At 71.1% G+C, this 16297-nt stretch carries 13 protein-coding genes; 5 read left to right on the plus strand and 8 right to left on the minus strand.

All coding sequences use genetic code 11. From position 1 onward, the window contains the following. Positions 1 to 13: 13 nt before the first annotated feature. Together ACLBWP_RS13750 and ACLBWP_RS13755 are read left to right on the plus strand one after the other, a co-directional pair. Positions 14 to 2173, plus strand: a complete 2160-nt coding sequence (locus ACLBWP_RS13750) for an MDR family MFS transporter (protein ID WP_447655583.1) — start codon at positions 14 to 16, stop codon at positions 2171 to 2173. Between the two features lie 4 nt (positions 2174 to 2177). Next, positions 2178 to 2765, plus strand: coding sequence for a TetR/AcrR family transcriptional regulator (locus ACLBWP_RS13755; protein WP_447655584.1), 588 nt, complete (start codon positions 2178 to 2180; stop codon positions 2763 to 2765). A gap of 296 nt (positions 2766 to 3061) precedes the next feature. Here the strand turns inward: ACLBWP_RS13755 and opgC are convergent, their stop codons facing one another. The 4 genes from opgC to ACLBWP_RS13775 form a co-directional block, all read right to left on the minus strand. After that, positions 3062 to 5575: an OpgC domain-containing protein gene (gene opgC, locus ACLBWP_RS13760; RefSeq protein ID WP_447655585.1), complete on the minus strand. Its 2514-nt coding sequence runs from the start codon at positions 5573 to 5575 to the stop codon at positions 3062 to 3064. A gap of 26 nt (positions 5576 to 5601) precedes the next feature. Next, complete coding sequence (locus ACLBWP_RS13765; RefSeq protein ID WP_447655586.1) at positions 5602 to 6003, minus strand: ATP-binding protein; 402 nt, start codon at positions 6001 to 6003, stop codon at positions 5602 to 5604. After that, positions 6000 to 8021, minus strand: coding sequence for a glycosyltransferase (locus ACLBWP_RS13770; protein ID WP_243564173.1), 2022 nt, complete (start codon positions 8019 to 8021; stop codon positions 6000 to 6002). The genes ACLBWP_RS13765 and ACLBWP_RS13770 overlap by 4 nt, the downstream gene beginning before the upstream one ends. 169 nt (positions 8022 to 8190) lie before the next feature. Then, entirely contained in the window at positions 8191 to 8976 is a 786-nt protein-coding gene (locus tag ACLBWP_RS13775) for a TetR/AcrR family transcriptional regulator (RefSeq protein ID WP_447655587.1), read from the minus strand. 125 nt (positions 8977 to 9101) lie between these two features. Here ACLBWP_RS13775 and ACLBWP_RS13780 point away from each other — a divergent pair, with 125 nt between their 5' ends. Further along, complete coding sequence (locus ACLBWP_RS13780; RefSeq protein ID WP_447655588.1) at positions 9102 to 10043, plus strand: NAD-dependent epimerase/dehydratase family protein; 942 nt, start codon at positions 9102 to 9104, stop codon at positions 10041 to 10043. Between the two features lie 70 nt (positions 10044 to 10113). Here the strand turns inward: ACLBWP_RS13780 and ACLBWP_RS13785 are convergent, their stop codons facing one another. The 4 genes from ACLBWP_RS13785 to ACLBWP_RS13800 all read right to left on the minus strand — a co-directional run bounded on the left by ACLBWP_RS13785 (position 10114) and on the right by ACLBWP_RS13800 (position 13785). Continuing rightward, positions 10114 to 11883 carry a DEAD/DEAH box helicase gene (locus ACLBWP_RS13785; protein ID WP_243564176.1) on the minus strand — a complete coding sequence of 590 codons (1770 nt, stop codon included), beginning with the start codon at positions 11881 to 11883 and terminating at the stop codon, positions 10114 to 10116. A 206-nt stretch (positions 11884 to 12089) separates the two neighbouring features. Continuing rightward, entirely contained in the window at positions 12090 to 12599 is a 510-nt protein-coding gene (locus ACLBWP_RS13790; RefSeq protein WP_447655589.1) for a hypothetical protein, read from the minus strand. Then, positions 12596 to 13111, minus strand: coding sequence for a hypothetical protein (locus ACLBWP_RS13795; protein WP_447655590.1), 516 nt, complete (start codon positions 13109 to 13111; stop codon positions 12596 to 12598). The genes ACLBWP_RS13790 and ACLBWP_RS13795 overlap by 4 nt, the downstream gene beginning before the upstream one ends. Next, on the minus strand, positions 13108 to 13785 hold the full coding sequence (locus ACLBWP_RS13800; protein ID WP_447655591.1) for a TetR family transcriptional regulator: 678 nt from the start codon (positions 13783 to 13785) through the stop codon (positions 13108 to 13110). Before ACLBWP_RS13800 ends, ACLBWP_RS13795 begins: the two co-directional genes overlap by 4 nt. A gap of 59 nt (positions 13786 to 13844) precedes the next feature. Here ACLBWP_RS13800 and ACLBWP_RS13805 point away from each other — a divergent pair, with 59 nt between their 5' ends. Next, positions 13845 to 14216, plus strand: coding sequence for a VOC family protein (locus tag ACLBWP_RS13805; RefSeq protein ID WP_243564180.1), 372 nt, complete (start codon positions 13845 to 13847; stop codon positions 14214 to 14216). A 52-nt stretch (positions 14217 to 14268) separates the two neighbouring features. Next, positions 14269 to 16269 carry a GMC oxidoreductase gene (locus tag ACLBWP_RS13810; protein ID WP_447655592.1) on the plus strand — a complete coding sequence of 667 codons (2001 nt, stop codon included), beginning with the start codon at positions 14269 to 14271 and terminating at the stop codon, positions 16267 to 16269. Positions 16270 to 16297 lie beyond the last annotated feature (28 nt).

Raw genomic sequence — 16297 nt, forward strand, 5'->3', positions numbered from 1 at the left:
CACGAAGGAACGCATGTCAACCGCCACCGCACCCGTCCAGGTGCAGCGCGGGCGTCACGACGCCTCGGCCCCCGGCACCGCCGGACCCGGCCAGCAGCCGCTCATGACGCACCGCCAGATCCTGCTCGTCATCTACGGCCTGATGGCGGGGATGTTCCTGTCCTCGCTCGGGCAGACCGTGTTCGGCACCGCGATCCGCACGATCGGTGACGACCTGCACGGGTTGGACCAGCAGGCCTGGGTCACGACGGCGTACCTGATCACGTCGACGATCGCGACCCCGATCTACGGCAAGCTCTCCGACATCTTCGGCCGCCGTCCCCTCTACATCTTCGGCATCGTCGTGTTCATCCTGGGCGCTGTGCTGTCGTCGATGTCCACATCGATGCTCATGCTCGCCGGGTTCCGCGCGGTGCAGGGCATCGGCGCCGGCGCGCTGATGTCGCTGCCCCTGGCCATCATGGGCGACATCCTGGCTCCTCGTGAGCGCGCGAAGTACCAGGGCTACTTCCTGGCCGTGTTCGGCATCTCGAGCGTCATCGGTCCGCTGATCGGTGGCCTGCTCGCCGGCACGAGCGAGATCCTGTTCGTCACCGGCTGGCGCTGGGTCCTGCTGATCAACGTCCCGATCGGCATCGCCGCGCTCGTCATGGTGATCGTGTTCCTGCACCTGCCGAAGGTGCACGACAAGACCGACAAGCCCAAGGTCGACTGGTGGGGCGCGACCGCCGTCATCGTCACGCTCGTGCCGCTGCTGCTCGTCGCCGAGCAGGGACGCACCTGGGGCTGGGGCTCCCCGGCCGCCATCGCCTGCTACGTCATCGGTGTCGTCGGCCTGGTCACGCTGCTGATCGTCGAGTCGAAGATGGGCGACGCGGCGATCATCCCGCTCAAGCTCTTCCGCTCGGGCACGTTCTCGATGGCGACCGTCATCGGCTTCCTGGTCGGCTTCGCGATGTTCGGGGCCATGCTGACCATCCCGCTGTACCTGCAGATCGTCGTCGGCCTGAGCCCGACCCAGTCCGGCTTCGCCACGCTGCCGCTCGTGGGTGGCCTGATGATCGCGTCGATCACCTCCGGGCAGATCGTCGCCCGCGTCGGTCGCTACCGGATCTTCCCCGTCATCGGCACCGCCCTGGTGTCGGCCGGCTACGTCGTCCTGACGTTCATGTCGATCGACAAGCCGCTGTGGTTCCTGATGATCGGCATGTTCCTGATCGGCCTGGGGCTCGGCTCGGTCATGCAGTCGCTGACCCTGGCATCCCAGGGTTCGGTCGAAGCGCGGGACATGGGCGTCGCGACGTCGTCCGCCACGTTCTTCCGCCAGATCGGTGGCACGCTCGGCACCGCCGTCCTGCTGTCGATCCTGTTCTCCGTCATGCCGGCGAACATCCTCAGCGCCACGGCGGACAAGGGCACCCTGTCCGACGGGCTCGACGCCGCGCTCAACCCGACGGTCGCCAGCGCCCAGCGCAACCAGGGCGTCATCGAGAAGATCTGGCAGCCGATCACCGGCCCGGTCCAGCAGCAGGTGGCCGACGGCCTGGCCGACGCCACCACCGATGCCAAGCAGGCCGCGGACGAGGCCGTCACGCAGCAGGTCACCGCCGCCGTGCAGGCGCAGGTCGCCGCCGGAACGGTCCCTGCAGCGGCAGCGCAGACGGTCATCGACCAGCAGGTCGGCGCCGCCACCCCGGCCGCCGAGGCCACCGCCCTGCAGACGGTCGCATCGAAGGCCCACGCCACGGTGCAGGACGGCGCACTCGTCGTCGACTGGTCGAACGCCTCCGACCGGCAGTACTACGTCGACCAGGCCGTGCCGCCGATCGTCGACCGGCTGCAGCAGCAGTCCTCCGACAGCGGCTCCAGCGCGTCGAGCACGAACGACACCTCGTTCCTGACCGGCGCCGACGCCCGCCTGACCCGCCCGTTCATGGCCGGTTTCAACGCCTCGTCCGTCACGATCTACTGGGTCGGACTCGGCGTCATCCTGCTGGCGTTCGTGCTGAGCTGGTTCTTCAAGGTGCCGCCGCTGCGCGCACGGTCGGCACTGCAGGAGCGCGCGGACCTGTCCGCCGAGGCGCAGCTCGAGGTCGACGCGGGGCTCGCCGCCGCCGAGGCGGGGTCCTTCACCGGCCCGATGACCGGCTCCACGCCGACCGTCCGGCGGTGACCCGGTGACCCCCGTCGAGACACCCACCGAAGCGGACGGTTCCTGCACGCTCCGCGAGCGGAAGAAGCAGCAGACCCGCCACGCGATCCACGACGCGGCCGCACGGCTGGTCGGGGAGCAGGGGCTGGGCGGGGTCACCGTGGAGCAGATCTGCGCCGAGGCGGACGTCTCGCCGCGGACCTTCTTCAACTACTTCCCGTCGAAGGCCGACGCGGCGCTCGGGTTCCCGCCGAACTCCGTGCCCGGGCCGGTCCGGCAGCGCTTCCTGTCCTCGGACGGGCCGCTCGTACCGGACCTGTGCGACCTCGTCGCGCACACGGTCGCACTCCCCCAGGACCGCGACCGCGCCCGGCAGCTCGTCCAGCGGCACCCCGAGGTGATGCCGACCATGCTCGACTGGATGGCGGCGACCCGCAGCGCCGTGATCGAGGTCGCCGCCGAACGCACCGACACGCAGACCGCGCGCACGGCCGTCACCCTGGTGATGGCGGCACTCATCGAGGTCGCGCACCGCACGTCCGTCGCCGACGGCGACGAGCTCGCCACGGTGCTGGGCGACGTGGTGACCGAGATGGGCCGCATGGCGTCCTGATCGCGACCACCTGACGGACGGGAGGCCCGGTGCCAGCTGGCACCGGGCCTCCCGTCCGTCGCGTGGTGCGTCAGCGCGTCCGCTCTCGCCCTGTGCCCGTGGTGCGGCGTCAGCAGCGTGGTGCGAGACAACTGGCGCGCACCAAGCCGTCAACCCGGCACCGGCCACCAACCTCGCACCGTGCGCAGTCGCTTTGCCCTGTGCCCGTGGTGCGGCGTCAGCAGCGTGGTGCGAGACAACAGGCGCGCACCACGCCGCCCACCCGGCACCGGCCACCAACCTCGCACCGTGCGCGGTCAGCGCGGGATGACGCTGAACAGGAACTTCTTCCGGACCATGTACCACGCCAGCAGGATGAGGGCCGAGTGCACGACGAAGCCGATCCAGAAGTCGCCCCAGGGGACTCCCGGGATGGACGCGATGGCCAGCGCGAAGAACACCTGCCAGACGAACACGTAGAGACTGGCCTGCCCGATCGGGATCCACAGCCAGCCGATGGCGGCGGCGATCGGCTTCCAGAACACCGTCAGGATGGCGTACGACACGATCGCGAAGAACGCGATGTCGACCAGGCGCCCCCACTGCAGGTCGACGCGCTGGTAGGCCGTGTTGTACAGGTCGTCGTACATCGACGTGGGGAACGGCGTCGGGGTGAACCCCGCGTGGTTCGCCGCCCAGACGTAGACCAGGAACACCGCGTACCCGCCGATCGCGATCCCGATCAGGACCTTGCCGAGCCGACTGGTCAGCGCCCCGACGACCTGGCGTCGGTAGTACCCGAGCACGAGTCCGTGCGTGAACACCACCTGCCAGGTCAGCAGCGGGAAGACCGCGTTGAACTGCGAGTTCAGGGGTGCGAAGTCCGGGTTGAGGGCCTGGAACACGTAGAGCGCCCAGCTGACGATCAGCACCGCCCACCAGAAGCCGCGCCGGATCACCCAGAGCAGCAGCGGGATGAACAGACTCAGCACCACGAACAGGCCCATGATGTTGAACGGCCACGGGCCCATCTCGAGCAGCAGGAACTGCCGGATCGCGAACCACGGCGGCGGGTAGGCCAGCAGCTGCATCGCGTTCGGGTACAGGTCGTACACGCGCCCCTCGGCACCCACACCCCCGGTGCCGGTGCCCCGGTCGGTGAACGTCGTGATCGCGTCGGTGTTCAGGAACGGGATGAAGCTCAGCGCGAACACCACCGCGATCACCACGAGCGTGACGACGTACTGCTTGCGCGCACGTTTCAGTGCCCCGACGGCGGCGACCCACTCGCCGAACTTCGCGATCGCCAGCGGGTAGGTCATGCCGAGCACCATGCCGGACAGGAACACGAACATCTCCGCGCCCGTGATCGCCCCGACGGCGTGCAACGTCAGGTACGAGTAGGGGCCACCGATCTCGATGTGGGTGATCACCACCGCCAGGATGATGAACCCGCGGAACAGGTCGAGGCGCAGGTCACGCCCGGGCTTGCCGTCGTCCGGGTACCGCCAGCTCGGCAGCAACCGGCCGAACAGTCCGCTCAGCAGGAACACGGCCGCCAGCCCGGCGGCGCACCAGACGATCCACGCCATCTGGTCGCCGCCGGTGTCGAGCTGCTGGTTCGTCGCCGCGGCGCCGTCCTGCGGTGTCACGCGTTCGGTGACCGGACCGAACACGAACCGGTCGGTGCCCTGCAGGTCGGTGCGGAACGAGCCCGCGATCCCCGGCACCGCGGTGTCGCGCCAGTCGGCGACCCGGTTGCCGGCCTCGGGCTCGCGACGGTTCGTCTCGAGGAAGGTGACCCCGCGGACGAGCGGCCGTGACTCGATCGCGCTGAAGACCTGCCGCCACCACCCCTGCTTGACGTCGAGTTCGGCGGCGCCCTTGAGCGAGTGGTCGTACAGCGCACCCGTGTCGAGCAGCATCGGCCGGTGGTGCCCCGCGGCGAAGCGCGTGTAGAAGTCACCCTGCTGCGGCTGCTGGTACCCCCACGTCTCGGCGAAGCGGGCAGCGACCTCGCCCGACTCGGGGACGTCGTTCGTCGTGAGCGGGACGTCGCGTCCAGCGGCCTCGGTCGCCTTGCCCTTGCCGAAGTAGTACATCGACATGCCGACCCAGTCGACCGAGGAGTCGCCGGGCCAGTACGGCTGGTAGGGGTCGTCGGCCGCGGTGAGCTGGCCGTCGCCGTTCGTGTCGAGCTTGGCGGTGTCGGTGGCGGACAGGTCCTGCAACCGTCCCGCGGACTGGCCGAACGGGTAGCCCGCGCCGTACGACGGGGACCAGACCATCAGGGCGTCGGAGGACCCCCGGTGGACCGCGGACGCCAGGGTCCGGAAGGCCTTGACGTACTGCGTGGGCTGCTGCCCCCAGCGCACCCACGTGCCGTTCATCTGCGGCGCGAACCGCACGAGCACCTGGGTGCGGTACTGCTGGTGCACCTGTTCGAGCAGGTCGTCGGCATGCCGTGCATCGGCTGCGGTCAGGGAGCGCAGGGCGACGTCGGGCTCGAGGCTGACCACGAGGGTCGCACCTTGCGCGGCGGCGGCCCGGGTCGCGCGGAGCAGCTGCTTCTGCGCGGCGGTGTCGATCGGGTAGTCGATCTCGACGGCGTAGCTGGACGGGACCGCTCCGAGCCGGCCCGCGTACCCGTCGGGTGCGTCGGAGCCCCAGTCGAGATCAGGGCCGAACCACGCCTTGTCGGACGCCGGGGCGATGGCGGCCGCTGTGGTCGTCCTCGCCGTGGATGTCGTGGATGTCCCGGAAGTCGCGGCGGTCGTGGCCTGGGCGGGCAGCGCTCCGCCGAGGGCGAGCGTGCCCGCGACGACCAGCATGGTGAGGATTCTGATGGCTGTGCGCCTCACCGGGTGCACACCAGGGTCCACACGTTGTGACCGCCCTCGTGCCGGTGCTCGAGCCGGTCGAGCGCGGCGATCGCCAGGGCGAGTCCGCGGCCGCTCTCCGCATCGACGTCGGCCATGGTGACGGCGCTCAGGTCGATGTCGACCGGCAGCCCGTTGTCGCGGAGCACGGCGGTGAGCGCTTGGTCGGTGGCCTGGAGTTCGACGGTGTACCGCCGGCCGGCCTGCCGATCGGCGCGGACGGTGTGCTCGACGATGTTCGCGGCGATCTCGGCCACCGCCGTCTCGAGTGCGAAGCGGTGCGCGGCGTCGTCGATGCCGAGCCCGTCCCACCAGGCGCCGAAGCGGTCCTGCACGGTGTCCAGGCTCTCGGGGACGGCGGGGACGTCGAACGCGGTCACAGGGGTCCTCCGGAGGTGGTCGACTCGTGCTCGGACTGGACGGTGCCGGGGCCGCGGTACAGGACGGCCCGGATCACGATGCTGAAGATGAACAGGTCGAACACCACCCAGGCGGTGTTGACCAGCGGTGCGATGCCGGCCGCCTGCCCGCTCAGGTAGCGGATCCCGATCAGCACGAGTGCCCCGACGAGCGCCCCCATCGCGAACAGCTGCGGTCGGACGAGGTCCCAGCGCGGCTTCGCCTGGGCGTCGTCGCGCACCTTCGGGGTGACCCGGAACCCGAGGGGCTTGCCGCGGAAGACGTTCTGGAACGCGCTGGTCACGCTCTCGATCCACACCGGGAACAGCGCCAGCGAGTACTGCTGCCCGCGCCAGGTCGGACGGCCCGCGGCCACCACCCAGAACAGCAGCTGGTTGAGCACCAGGAACGGGATCAGCCGAGCGAAGAAGTCGACGCTGTAGGCCTGCACCGGCACGACCCCGAACGACAGGCACAGCACCGGGGCCGCGATGTAGACGATCGCCGCGAAGCCGGACAGGTAGCTCCACATGGTCGAGAAGTACATGAGCCGCTGCCCGAACGACAGCCCCTTCTGCACCAGCGGGTTCTCGCGGAAGAACACCTGCATGGTGCCCTGCGCCCAGCGGAGCCGCTGCACCAGCATCGTCGGCAGGTCCTCGGGGGCCAGGCCCTTCGCCAGGATCTCGTCGTGGTACGCCGACTTCCACCCCAGCCCGTGCAGACGCATCGCGGTGGCCATGTCCTCGGTCACCGAGATCGTCGCCAGGGGCATGACCGCCTGTGCTTCGTCGCCGCGGTTGACGTCGACCGCGCGGGCGAGCACGGCGATGGCCTCGATCGCGGCGACGGGTGATGCGCCCCGCTGCCCGAGCACGTCGAGCGCGGCGTCGTCGAGTCCGGCGAAGGTGTCGGCGTCGGTGGACAGGGCCGCGAGCTCCTGCAGGTCGCTGCGCACGGATTCGAGGTCGGCGGCGGCGAACCGGAACGCGATCGCGTCGATCCCGCGCTGGAACTCGTAGGTGACGTCGCCGAGCGGCTCGTCACGGCTCATCTGGTCGCGCGCGCGGTCCACCACGCCCTGGGCGTCGTCGAGGGCCTCGATCACGCGCTGGTCGGTCTCGAGCTCACGTGCGCGGGACAGGAGCTTGCGCGAGGTGCGCAGGGTGCGTTCGACCGAGGCCTCGACTTCGCGCACGTAGCGGGAGATGCCGAGCTGCATCAGGGCCTCGCGCCGCAGGATCGCGTTGGAGCCGCAGAAGAACGCCGCGTTCCAGCCGTCCTTCGACTGCTGGATCGGGCCGTAGAACAGGGGCGCCTGGCTGCCGAGCAGGTCGGCGTCGGGGACGTTCTCGAACCACTGCGGCGTCTGCACGAGCGCCATCCGGGGGTCCTTGAAGTAGCCGAGCGTGCGGTCGAGGATCGCCGGGTCGGGGACCTGGTCGGCGTCGAGGATGAGCAGGAACTCGCCCTGCGTCGCCATCAGGGCGTTGTTGAGGTTGCCGGCCTTGGCGTGCCGGGGGCGATCGACCCAGTCCTGCCCGCGGGTGATCACACCGAGCCCCAGCTGCTCGGCCGCCTGACGCATCTCCGGGCGGTTGCCGTCGTCGAGGATCCACGTGCTGTGCGGGTAGCGGATCGCCTTCGCTGCGGTGGCGGTGCGCATCACCAGGTCGATCGGCTCGTTGTACGTGGTGATGAAGACGTCGACGGTGACCTCGGTCGCCGGGGTGGTCGGTGGTTCACCCCGCTCGCGCAGCCGCCACGCACCGAACGCGAACAGCAGCGAGTCGATCACGCTGTAGGTCTCGGCCAGGATGAGCGGCACGGCGATCCACCACGAGTGCCAGTTCACGGATGCAGCCCACCGCCACACGACGTAGTTCAGCCCGGCGAGCGATGCCAGCAGCGCCACCGTGCGGACGGCGATGATCCGTCGACGCGCGGTGCCGGTGGCCAGGCGCCTGCGGTCCTGGCGACTGAGGTCGAGCGCGGTCATCGTGCGGCTCCCGAGCCGACGACCGACGTCGTGGTGCGCTGCAAGGTGGTCTCCTGATCCGGCGGCGGTTGCGGTGCGCTGTCCGTCGGGTCGGGCGCGGCACCACGACCTGTCTACCTCAGGGACAGGCCCCTTGTCAGTCCGCCGCCCCGATCTGGGGACGCAACGGTCACGCCGACGCGGATGCCGGACGCGCTCCCGCCGACGCGGATGCCGGACGCGCTCCCGCGGGCGCGGCCGCGGCCGCGAACCCGATGTCCGCCGCCAACCGCTCGGCCACCAGGTCGAAGTACCGCTCGTGGTCGCCCACCGACCCGACGTAGTGGCCGAACAACTCGAAGGACACCGTGCCGTACACCGCGGTCCACGCCATCAGGGTCCGCATCACCGCCTCGGCCGGGGTGTCCTCGCTGATCCCCCGCGACCGGATGTACGCGACAGCGCCGTCCACCACGGAGCCGACCGGCGCGGGCGGCGGGACGATCGACGACGGCGGTGTGTCCCCGCCGTCCATCGCGTCGATGACGGTCCGGACCAGCACCAGGACCACGCGGGTGGCGGGCACGATCGTCTCCTGGGGCGCGGCGTACCCGGGCACCGGCGAGCCGTACAGCAGCGCGAAGTCCCCGGGGTGCGCGAGCGACCACGTGCGGATCGCCCGGCACGCGGCCATCCACCGCCCGCCGACGTCGGATCGGTCGTGCGCGGCATCGGCGGCCTCGACCGCGGCACCGAGCTCGTCGTAGTCCTGCACCAGCAGTGCAGTCAGCAGGTCGTCGCGGCTCGGGAAGTAGCGGTAGAGCGCCGACGACACCATGCCGACGTCGCGGGCGACGGCGCGCAGGCTCAGCTGGGCCGGCCCCTCGTCCGTCAGGCGCGCGCGGGCAGCGTCGACGATCCGCGTGCGGACGGTCTCGCGAGCCAGGTCGCGTGCGGTCGGTGTCCGGTCGGTCATCCTTCCAGACTGCCACGCGAGATCACCGATCACAAACGAGAGCAGTGCTCTTGCATTTGCCGGACAACGGTGCCATGCTCATCGAACCGAGAGCAGTGCTCTCACTTCGTACCGGGAGGAACCCCATGTCGCAGCACCACGTCGTCGTCGGCGCCGGCCCCGTCGGCCGTCACGTCGCAGTACTGCTCGCCGAACGCGGTGAACAGGTCACCGTCGTCACCCGCTCGGGCCGCGACACCGGTCTGGCCGGGGTCACCCACCGCGCGCTCGACGCCTCGGACGCCGACGCCCTGAGCCGGGTCACCGAGGGCGCGTCGGTGCTCTACAACTGCGCGAACCCGGGCGACTACACGCAGTGGGAGCGGACCTGGCCTCCGCTGGCGACGTCGTTGCTGACGACGGCGGAACGTACGGGCGCGGTCTACGCGATCACCGGCAACCTGTACCCGTACGGCCCGACGACCGGACCCATGCACGAGGGGCTGCCCGATGCGGCCACCGACCACAAGGGGGTCCTGCGCGCACGGATGTGGCAGGACGCACTCGACGCCCACCGCGCCGGACGCCTGCGCACCGTCGAGGTCCGCGGGTCGGACTACGTCGGCACCGGCGTCGGCATGAACGGGCACGTCACCCGGGTGCTGCCCGGCGCACTGGCCGGCAAGGGCGTCTGGATGATCGGCCGCACCGACCTCCCGCACACCTTCACGGACGTACTCGACGTGGCACGCACGCTGGTCGCCGCCGCTTCGGACACCGCAGCCCTCGGGCGCACGTGGATGGTGCCGTCGAACCCGCCGGTCTCGCAGACCCGGGCGCTGACGGACGTGCTCGCTGCCGCCGGCAAGCCCGCCGTGACCGTGCACCGGCTGCCCGCGCCGGCCCTGCGTGCGATCGGGGTGGTGTCGCCGATGATGCGGGAGATCGCCGAGATGGCCTACCAGTGGACAGCACCGTACGTGGTCGACGACCGCGCAGCGCGCGAGCGCTTCGGCATCCAGCCCACGCCGTGGGACGAGGTCTGCCGCCGGACCCTGGTCGGCGTCGCCGAGCCCGCCCGCGCGTAGGAGCGCGCCGAGACGGACGGGAGGCCCGGTGCCAGCTGGCACCGGGCCTCCCGTCTGTCAGAGGGACGCGTCAGTAGCGCGGCCGACGCTCCGGACGCTCGTCGCGGTCCTCGCGCGGGCCGCGGCGGTAGCCGCCACCGGCGCCGCCACCGCGACGGTCGGGCTTGATCTCGATCAGTCGACCGCTGATCCGGGTGTCGGAGAGCTTGCCGAGCACGTCACCGGGCATGTCCGAGGGCAGCTCGACGATCGAGAAGTCCGGCTGGATGCGGATCGCACCGAAGTCGTCGCGACGCAGGCCGCCCTCGTTCGCCAGGGCGCCGACGATCTGGCGCGGCTCGACGCGGTGGCGGCGGCCGACCTCGATGCGGTAGGGCGTCATCGGGACGGAACGGCGGCGGCGGTCGCCCCCGTCGTCCTCGCGGGTCTTGCGCTCGTCGCGGCGCTGGTCGCGCTCCACCTGGCGGCGCAGGGCGTCCTCGGCGGGGTCGAGCAGCAGCGGGGTGTCGCCCTGCGCGACCACGGCGAGCGCCGCGGCGACGTCCTGCTCGGGCACGTCGTGGTGCTCGACGTAGTGGGCGATGATGTCGCGGAAGGCGTCGATGCGGTCGCGGGACTCGAGCGCCGCCGTGATGGCGTCGTCGAACCGGGTCAGGCGGGTGACGTTGACGTCCTCGACCGAGGGCAGCGTCATCTCGGTGAGGGGCTGGCGCGTGGCCTTCTCGATCGCGATGAGCAGGCGGCGCTCACGCGGGGTGACGAAGCTGATCGCGGCACCGCTGCGGCCGGCACGACCCGTGCGGCCGATCCGGTGGACGTAGGACTCGGTGTCGACGGGGATGTCGAAGTTGACCACGTGGGTGATGCGGTCGACGTCCAGCCCGCGGGCAGCGACGTCGGTGGCGACCAGGATGTCGAGCTTGCCGGACTTCAGCTGGTTGACCGTGCGCTCACGCTGCGCCTGGGCGACGTCACCGCTGATGGCCGCGGCCGCGTAGCCACGGGCGCGGAGCTTCTCGGCCAGGGTCTCGGTCTCGCTCTTGGTGCGGACGAAGATGATCAGGCCCTCGAAGTCCTCGACTTCGAGGATGCGGGTCAGCGCGTCGACCTTCTGCGCGTACGACACGATCAGGTAGCGCTGCGTCGTGTTGGCGGACGTGGTCGTCTTCGCCTTGACGGTGATCTCGGCCGGGTCGTTGAGGTACTGCTTCGAGATCCGGCGGATCTGTGCGGGCATGGTCGCCGAGAACAGGGCGACCTGCTTGGTGTCCGGGGTCTCGGCCAGGATCGTCTCGACGTCCTCGGCGAAACCCATCTTGAGCATCTCGTCGGCTTCGTCGAGCACCAGGTACTTCAGCTCGGACAGGTCGAGCGTGCCCTTGGCGATGTGGTCCATGATGCGGCCGGGCGTGCCCACGACGACGTCGACGCCACGACGGAGCGCGGACAACTGCACGCCGTAGGCCTGGCCGCCGTACACGGGGAGCACGTGCACGCCGCGCATGTGCGATGCGTACTGCTCGAACGCCTCGCACACCTGCAGCGCGAGCTCGCGGGTGGGCGAGAGCACGAGGGCCTGGGGCAGCTTGCTGCCGGCTTCCATGCGGGACAGGACGGGCAGCGCGAAGGCCGCGGTCTTGCCGGTACCGGTCTGGGCCAGGCCCACGACGTCGCGGCCCGCAAGCAGGGTCGGGATGGTGGCAGCCTGGATCGCGGACGGGGTCTCGTACCCGATCTCCTTGACGGCCTTGAGCACGGGCTCGCTGAGCCCCAGGTCGGCGAACGTCACCACGGGCCCCTCATCGATGGGGTCGGTGGTGCTGTTCGTTTCGGAGGTCATCCTGGTACGGTACCCGGTCGCGCGCCCTCGTATGAACTGCTCAGGCGGTTCGTCGCTCGTCCGGGGCGGTCCGCTGCCAGCACGGTGCGAGGTTGCGGCCCGGTGCCGGGTTGTCGGGACCGTGCGCGGGAACAGGCTCCCACCGGGCGGACAAGCTCGCACCGGCGCCAACGCAGCACGGTGCTGACGTCCGCACCATCACCGGCTCAGGGCGCGGGCCATTGCCAGTCACTCGTGGCACGCACCGTGCGCGCAGCGCGACGCAGCGCGCCGTGCCGGGCCAGCGCGCCCGCTGCGCCGGCCGCAAGCAAGACCGGCGTGAAGAGCACCCAGGCGAAGGGGCCGAGCGCGAGTGGAACCGCCGCGAGTGTCCCCGCCAGCAAGCACGTCGCCAGGACGTGGAGGCCGGGTCGCCGGACCGGGCGCATCAGCAGGCCGAGCAGCATCGTGAACGGCAGCGCGACCACGGCGCCGACGATTGTCGGGATCGCACCGTAGACCTCCATCATCGTCAAGACGACGAGGCCGTAGCCGACGTCACGGAACCCGGTCGACTCCCAGCCCTCGGGCAGCACCGCCGGCACGGTCGCAGCGACGAGCATGCACACGGTCGTCGCGACCGGCAGGGTCGCGCCGAGCATCCAGCCCAGCGCACGGAGTTCCAGCAGGATGCTCGCCCGCCAGGTCCACGTCGGCGCGGGCAGGTCCGTGTTCATGCGGCACGCTCCAGCGGTGCCTGATCGGCACTGCGCTCACGGGTGCGGGCCGCGCGACGGAAGGTGCCGTGTCGGGCCAGCGCACCGGCTGCACCGGCCGCGAGTGACACGGGGACGAACAGCGTCCAGCCGTCGGGGATGATCGCTAGCGGCGCGGCGGCGAGCACCCCGGCCAGCAGTGACGTTGCCAGGACGTGGAGCCCGGTGCGGTGGACCGGTCGCATCAGCAGGCCGAGCAGCATCGTGAAGGGCAGGGCGACCACGGCGCCGACGACCGTCGGGATCGCGGCGAACACCGTGATGTACACCGCCCATCCGACGGCGCCGAGCACGGTCGACCACCACCCGTCGCTGACCCAACCAGGGTCGATCGCCGGCACGCTCATCACGATGACCACGCCGATCACCGTCACCACCGGAAGGGTCGCCCCGAGCATCCAACCGAGCGCGCGGAGCTCGAGCCGGATGCTCGCCCGCCACGACCAGGTCGGGACGGGCAGCCCGCCACTCATGCGCCGCGCCCCGCGACGATGCCCACGATCTCGGTGACCGCACTGCGGAACGGGCGGATGCGCAGCATCGGCAGGGCGAACCGCAGCACACCGAGCATCGCGTCGACGAGTCGCTCGGTGCGGCGCTGGCCCTCTGACGTGTCGTACGTCCAGAACAGTGCGAACAGCAGGTAGCCCATCCAGAGCGCCATCGGCAGGTCCTCGGCCAGGTCCACGGGCAGCTTCTGGCGTGATCCGGCGACGGCCTGGCGGAACAGGTCGAGCACCAGGTCCCGTGCCTCGGACGACTCGGATGACAGCGGGTTGACCGGCGACCCGGGGGCCATCGCCGCGGTGAGGAACTGCGGCGCGATGGCGTGGTACTCGCGCAGGTTCGCAAGTCCGGTGCGGACCACGATGCCGATCCGGGCGGTCAGGTCGTCGGTCGTGTCGAGCAGCGGGAGTGCCGCCGCCCGGTGCTCGTGCTGCACGTCGACGTAGAGCTCCTGCACCAGGTGGTCCTTGGTCGGGAAGTGGTAGTAGGCGTTGCCCACCGACAGGCCGGCCTGCTCCGCGATGCCACGCATGGTCGTGGCGTCGTAGCCCTGCTCGCGCAGGGACCGGATCGCCACGGCGCGGATGGTCGCCCGCGTGCGCTCCCGCTTCGGCAGCGGCTTCTCGTCATTTTCGAACACGTTCAAAAACTACTCGAAGCTGCCTGGAACAGCAACCGCCGGAGGCGTACGGTTGCCGCATGACGACCGTGCGCGAGTTCCAGGTCACCTTCGACTGCGCCGATCCCGCCAGGCTCGCGCGCTTCTGGGCCGATGTCCTGGGCTACGCACTGCAGGGTGACGGCACGGCGTGCGTCGACCCGACGGGCGTGGGCCCGCGCATCTGGTTCCAGCAGGTCCCCGAGGGCAAGGTCGTCAAGAACCGGCTGCACCTGGACGTGCGGGTCGCCACCGGCCTGGTCGGTGACGAGCGGCTGCAGGCGCTCGAGACCGAGGGCTCACGAGTCGAAGCCCTCGGCGCAACCCGGGTGCGCATGCTGCTGGCCGACGGCGACGAGGAGTCGTGTCTGGTGATGCAGGACATCGAGGGCAACGAATTCTGCCTGGACTGACGACCGCCGACACGAACTCGGACACGAACTCGGACACGACGAAGGAGTCGATGTGCGCCAGGACCTGAACGACCGGCTGAGCGCGTTGGTCGACGTCGTCGTGCCGGAAGACGACCACCCGTCCGCCAGCCAGGCCGGCGCGCTGGGGTTCCTGGACTCGGTGCTGGCGGATCGCCCCGACTGGCTGGCGCGCTTCGAGGACGTCGCCGCGCACGGCACCGGCAGCACCCACTGGGACTGGTTCGCCGAACTCGTGGCGGGCGGGTACTACGCCGACCCGGGGAACGGCGGCAACACGGACCGAGTGTCCTGGCGCATGGTCGACTGGCAGCCGGAGCCGCTCGGCGGTTGGCCGACGGCGGTGCCGGTCGACACCGACCGCCCCGTGACGGTGCACCCGTCCGCACTCCGGGACCGGTACGACGCGGTCGTCATCGGTTCCGGAGCCGGAGGCGGCGTCGCTGCGTGTGGCCTCGCCGAAGCGGGTCGACACGTCCTGGTCGTCGAGGCCGGGGACTGGCCGGAGACCGCCGAGCTCGACCACGACCACCTGCGGAACCCGCGCTCCGACTGGGGGCTCGCACCGCGTTCCGGTCCCACCGACGACCGCGACGTCCGGGTGCGTGACGACGGCCGGACCCGGCTGGCGATCCGCCCCGCGGACCCCGGCTGGAACGCGAACGCCTGGACCGCCGGCGGCGGTACCCGCGTGTACGGCGCGCAGGCGTGGCGGTTCGCGCCGCTCGACCTGCGGATGGCGTCGACGTACGGGGTACCGGACGGCAGCGCCCTGCGGGACTGGCCGATCAGCTACGACGACCTGGAGCCGTACTACGCCCGGGCCGAGTGGGAGGTCGGCGTCAGCGGCGGTGCCGACGACGGGCGCTGGGCCGGCCCACGCTCGCGTGCGCTGCCGATGCCACCCCTGCCCGCTGGCCCGTCGCGGGACCGGCTGGCGGCAGCGGCGACATCGCTCGGGTTCGGCACCGTGCACGTGCCGATGCTCGTCAACAGCACGCCGTGGCTCGGCCGTCGCGCCTGCGCCGGGTGCAACCAGTGCGTCGGGTTCGCGTGCCCGGTCGACGCCAAGAACGGCTCGCAGAACACCATGCTCACGCGCGCCTTCGCGACCGGACGGGCCCGGATCGTCCTGCGCACCCGCGCCGCCCGGCTCCGCACCGATGCCACCGGCCGCGTGGTCGGGGTCACGCTCGTCGGGACCGCGGACGGGCGTGACTTCCAGCACGACGTCGACGCCGCCGAGGTGGTCGTCGCCGCGGGGGCGATCGAGTCGGCGCGGCTGCTGCTCAACAGCCGGAGCGACCGCGAGCCGACGGGCATCGGGAACCGGGCGGACCTGGTCGGACGCCACCTGCAGGGACACGTGTACGGCGGTGCGACGGGGATCTTCGACGACGTGGTGGAGGACCTGGTCGGTCCGGGCCCCTCGATCGCGACGACCGACCACCGGCACGGCACCGCGGGCATCGTCGGCGGCGGGATGATCGCGAACGAGTTCGTCGCGACGCCGTCCAACACCTACCGCTACCTGGTCGCCGCAGGACTGCTCCCGCGTGCTGGCGCCGAGTCGAAAGCGGGCATGCGGCACCTGGTCCGGCGCACGATGCGGTTGATGGGTCCGATCCAGGAGATGACGTCGGCGGACTCACGCGTCCGCGTGGACGACGGGGTGCTCGACCGGTACGGCATCCCGGTCGCCCGGCTCAGCGGCAGCGCGCACCCGGAGGACCTGCGTGCCCGTGACGCGACGAGCGCCCGCAGTGCCGCATGGCTGCGCGCCGCCGGAGCGGTCCGCGTCGCCGAGGTCGGCGGCACCCCGGAGGGCCCCTCCGGTGGGCAGCACCAGGCGGGGACGCTCCGGATGGGGAGCAACCCGGCGCACTCGGTCGTCGACGAGCACGGCCGGGTGTGGGGACACGACAACCTGCGGGTGACGGACGGGTCCGTGCACGTGACGAACGGCGGGGTGAACCCGGTGCTGACGATCCTGGCGACGGCGATGCGGAGCGTGGAGCACATGACCCGGCCCTGACCGGCAGGGCGTACCGTCGTGCCAGCCG

This window comes from Microbacterium sp. M1A1_1b (genome assembly GCF_053345565.1).

What these genes read in the sequence shown, in the direction of transcription:
- ACLBWP_RS13780 (WP_447655588.1), top strand. Translation starts at nt 9,102, where the DNA reads ATGTCGCAGCACCACGTCGTCGTCGGCGCCGGCCCCGTCGGCCGTCAC.
- ACLBWP_RS13795 (WP_447655590.1), bottom strand. Translation starts at nt 13,111, where the DNA reads ATGAGTGGCGGGCTGCCCGTCCCGACCTGGTCGTGGCGGGCGAGCATC.
- ACLBWP_RS13805 (WP_243564180.1), top strand. Translation starts at nt 13,845, where the DNA reads ATGACGACCGTGCGCGAGTTCCAGGTCACCTTCGACTGCGCCGATCCC.
- ACLBWP_RS13770 (WP_243564173.1), bottom strand. Translation starts at nt 8,021, where the DNA reads ATGACCGCGCTCGACCTCAGTCGCCAGGACCGCAGGCGCCTGGCCACC.
- ACLBWP_RS13790 (WP_447655589.1), bottom strand. Translation starts at nt 12,599, where the DNA reads ATGAACACGGACCTGCCCGCGCCGACGTGGACCTGGCGGGCGAGCATC.
- ACLBWP_RS13785 (WP_243564176.1), bottom strand. Translation starts at nt 11,883, where the DNA reads ATGACCTCCGAAACGAACAGCACCACCGACCCCATCGATGAGGGGCCC.
- opgC (WP_447655585.1), bottom strand. Translation starts at nt 5,575, where the DNA reads ATGCTGGTCGTCGCGGGCACGCTCGCCCTCGGCGGAGCGCTGCCCGCC.
- ACLBWP_RS13775 (WP_447655587.1), bottom strand. Translation starts at nt 8,976, where the DNA reads ATGACCGACCGGACACCGACCGCACGCGACCTGGCTCGCGAGACCGTC.
- ACLBWP_RS13750 (WP_447655583.1), top strand. Translation starts at nt 14, where the DNA reads ATGTCAACCGCCACCGCACCCGTCCAGGTGCAGCGCGGGCGTCACGAC.